The sequence below is a fragment of the Bartonella sp. CL63NXGY genome (genome assembly GCF_042194905.1).
GTDB lineage: Bacteria > Pseudomonadota > Alphaproteobacteria > Rhizobiales > Rhizobiaceae > Bartonella.
Map to the genome: position 1 here is coordinate 1 of NZ_JBHINK010000069.1, position 947 is coordinate 947.

Genomic DNA, 947 nt, shown 5'->3' on the forward strand with positions numbered 1-947 from the left:
GCAGAAGGAGAGCCTGGTGCCGCACGCGAAACAGCACAGCTTGTTTGGGCACTAAAAGAGGATGAGCAGAATGGCACTTTCTTTCCCGTTTATATCTTACAAGATGGTGTTCTGATTGATCAAAAATCACCCTCACTCCTTGAACCTGCCATGCAAGCCATTGCGACGTACGACCGTGCCCATGGACATTATATCGTGAGTGGCTGCCGTGTGAGCGCATTGGGAGCCAATAACGGTTGCCAAGTGTTTAGTATTCAAGAAGGAGAAGCCAATATCAATGGCTTTAAACGTAAACGCCTTGCCGCCTTGCGCCATGAAGAGATGCAAGATTTTTCGACAAGCGTTGTTCCAAGCGAAACGCATATTTTTGCGCCTTCAAAAGGGAAAACAAGTTTTACCTTTAAACCCTATTATTTTCCTATTGCCGATATTCAGTCTCTTTTGTTGACAAAAGAAAAAACCGTTAACGTCACCCGTGGTGCCGTTGCCGCTGGGCGTGATGGTGTTCCTGATAAAAGCATCACCGCGTTTATAAAAATCGTTCAAGGAAGCAAGGAATTTAAAGAAGGCACAGATTTTAAAAAAACCGGAGACACCATTGATTGGGCACCCGTGGGAGACGAACCTTTAGCGGGGAGCAGCTATAAGGTGACTTACCGTTACCGCGCAAAAATCACCGCTGATAAAGTAACAGCGCAGGAAATCACAGTCTCAGGGGGTGCGGAGGGTGGTGATATTATCGTCAGTTACACTTACAAACTCCCCCGCATTGACCGCATAGGACTGAACACGGGGGGCAATGTCGTATATATCAAAGGAGTTTCATCAGATCACCCCATGGCACCCAGTGTCCCTGATGATGTGTTGTCCCTTGCAACCATTACCAACAATTGGCTTGAAACGCCGGTTGTGGTCAATGATGGCACACGGGTTGCCCCCTATGATGA

General features: G+C 47.4%; 1 protein-coding gene. It reads left to right on the forward strand.

Annotation, left to right across the window (positions count from 1 at the left end):
* Positions 1-947, forward strand: a 947-nt coding sequence (locus tag ACFIK0_RS09265; protein WP_375663892.1) for a DUF4815 domain-containing protein, incomplete at both ends; no start/stop codon positions are given.